At 33.2% G+C, this 2,613-nt stretch carries 4 protein-coding genes; all 4 read left to right on the forward strand.

Going from position 1 to position 2,613, the window contains the following annotated elements; translation table 11 throughout:
- Nucleotides 1–376 precede the first annotated feature (376 nt).
- Entirely contained in the window at nt 377–760 is a 384-nt protein-coding gene (locus ACH2CG_RS02120) for a hypothetical protein (protein WP_395061728.1), read from the forward strand.
- The gene (locus ACH2CG_RS02125) at nt 757–1,296 is read left to right on the forward strand and encodes a hypothetical protein (protein WP_395061730.1); all 540 of its coding nucleotides are present in this window, start codon (nt 757–759) and stop codon (nt 1,294–1,296) included. The genes ACH2CG_RS02120 and ACH2CG_RS02125 overlap by 4 nt, the downstream gene beginning before the upstream one ends.
- Nucleotides 1,297–1,308: 12 nt before the next feature.
- Complete coding sequence (locus tag ACH2CG_RS02130; RefSeq protein ID WP_395061732.1) at nt 1,309–1,812, forward strand: hypothetical protein; 504 nt, start codon at nt 1,309–1,311, stop codon at nt 1,810–1,812.
- A 55-nt stretch (nt 1,813–1,867) separates the two neighbouring features.
- The coding region (locus ACH2CG_RS02135) for an SBBP repeat-containing protein (RefSeq protein WP_395061734.1) at nt 1,868–2,613 on the forward strand (746 nt) is incomplete at its 3' end.

Here is a 2,613-nt window from a genome sequence, read left to right on the forward strand (position 1 = left end):
AAATTCACGTTTATTTTCCGCAAGAAATTTTATCTTAGCAGAAAATACGCAGTTCCGAAGTTCGCCACTTCTTGTAGCCGCGAAACGTTAACTGACACCTTTGAGCTACACGAAATAGCATAAAAGAGAAACAATACAATTGCAACAATCAATTACCAACATTGGTAAAGAAAAAATAAACAAAAAGAACACCTATATATAACACAAAAAAATAATTTCTCTATTACCTGAAACAAAGACTTGAAAAACTTTGATTTATTCAAGAAAAAGAAAGGAATATTTTACAATAATTGTAAACGGAATAATATTTTTTGTAATTTTAGAAGCTACATAACTAAAACAAATGTCCATCTTGTAGCGTGGGCAATTAATTACGATGAAAAAATTAAAATTTATTTTTGCTGGTGTAATTATGTCAGCAATCTTCTTTACTTCTTGTAGTAAAGAAAACGACCAAACAAATGTAGAACAACCTCAAGCAGCTACCGCTGTATTGAAAACTGCAAAAATGGTAAGTTTTGAAAGTGCTTTAAAAGATTGGTACCAATCAAAAGCAGAAAACAATTCTAACAAAAGTAGCGTGCAAATCAATTTAGAAATTGAAAATCAAGCAACTAGTTTGTTAAAAGAAATCGGTGTAAGTCAAACCGATATCGACGCTGAAAAAGCAATATCCAACGATATGTTGGTTTATTTTGCTTTAGAACAATACTCCAATAAATTATCTCAAATGTATAACCAAAAACAAAGAGCAAGATGAAAAAGTTAATCATAATAGTAGCGCTAGTAACCTTTATTTCTGGTTTCTCTCAAAAAAAGATAACCATTACCAATCTTACTAATAGCCCCATGAAAATTTATGGCATTAGAACAAAACCAACAACTGGAACTTATCCTTATTGCTATGGATATTCATTCGCATTATATGCAGGACAGTCTTATACTTTGGTAAATAATTTGAGTACAACCAAATTTCCGTTCTACTCCTCACCAAATTCTCTTCCTCCTGTTATAAGTAATCTTAATTGGACAAGGCAAAACTCTGCAACTAGTGCATTAGTCAACCAAACTGGAGTAAACCTTTGGAATAATATATTTGCCGCTTCTCAAAACTTTAACTTTTTAGATTTTAGTATTGGTACTATTAATGGAGTTGGAGGTATTGCAGGTTCTATAGGTGTATCAACCCTAAATGGTCAAATTCTTGGAAATGGTTGGGAAGCATATTGTGATGTTTATCCCGCAACCCCAGGAAATCCAATTGCAGAAACAACTATCACATTCATTAATCCATAAATATATAATAAAATGAAAAAAATATTTTTAATTGCTTTGTTTATTTGCGGGATGCAACTACAGGCACAAAAAACCTTTAGACTTATCAATTTAACTGCTAATACAGTGATGATTGATAATTTAGTTACCAATACTGGTGTTGCAGGTGCTTATCCTCAATTTAATTCAAAACCAAATGGATCAGTAAGTATTGCGCCTTTTGCTACTTATACATTAACAACTACCAATTTAACTCGTTTTCCATTCTTTTCACCATCAAGTACACCAACAATCAACTCTTGGGAAAGAGCTACTTCGGCTACAAGTGGTACTGTAATATCAAGTACTGTAGCATTTCCTCTAGGAGCTGCTCAAGTTTTTTATTGGGTACAAGTAAGAATTGGAGGGTTTACAAAACAAGTAGGAGTTATTGGTTCTGGATATACTCCAGGCCCAATAACCAGTAACGGTTGGACTGCAACTTATAGTCAAATGGGTACAGGTACAGCACCAATTTATAATGTAACTATTCAATAAATAATTTTATAGACAGATAGCTAAGCTATCTGTCTATTTTTAAATTTTAAACACAATGAGAAAAGCTATCCTTTTTTTATTAATAAGCATTACAGTAAATGCACAAGATTTTAATTTTCAACGCAGTTGGGGTACTTATTTCGGCGATGAACGTTTTTACCTTCAAGACTCTAAAACAGATAAAGACGGCAATTTATACCTTGTAGGTGCTTTTGTAAATTTTACTAGCAACTCACAACCTATTTTTTCTACACCAAATGCCTACCAACCTTCTTTTGGCGGAGGCGAATCTGATGGGTTTATTGCAAAATTCAACAATCTTGGGCAACTCACTTGGGCATCCTATTTTGGTGGAAACGATACTGATGTTGTTTCGGGTATAGATATAGATACATCCAACAACATTTACATACTAGGTACTACGAGCAGTATTACAAATATTGCTACTACAAATGCCTACCAATCAAATATCAACGGAGTTTCTGATTTTTTCATCGCACGTTTTACACCTTCTGGCGTACTAGATTGGAGTACCTACTATGGTGGCAATGAAACAGAAGGTTTTGGATTAAATTTCCTAACTACTAGTGCGAATAATACCAGACTTTATATATCTCACGATAAAGTCAACAATTTTTATATCTCAGGATATTCAACTAGCCCGAATATGGCTACTATAGGAACTTTCCAACCCGAACAAGGACAATCCAATCAAATTATTGCTAAATTTGATAATAATGGCACTAATATTTGGACAACTTATCACGGAAGCATCAACCCTTGCTATATTACCGCAATGAA

This window comes from Flavobacterium sp., assembly GCF_043778725.1.
In the GTDB taxonomy this organism is placed as follows: Bacteria; Bacteroidota; Bacteroidia; order Flavobacteriales; family Flavobacteriaceae; genus Flavobacterium.

Excerpts from the sequence above, each read along its gene's own strand:
- ACH2CG_RS02125 (WP_395061730.1), top strand. The coding sequence starts at position 757 with ATGAAAAAGTTAATCATAATAGTAGCGCTAGTAACCTTTATTTCTGGT.
- ACH2CG_RS02120 (WP_395061728.1), top strand. The coding sequence starts at position 377 with ATGAAAAAATTAAAATTTATTTTTGCTGGTGTAATTATGTCAGCAATC.
- ACH2CG_RS02130 (WP_395061732.1), top strand. The coding sequence starts at position 1,309 with ATGAAAAAAATATTTTTAATTGCTTTGTTTATTTGCGGGATGCAACTA.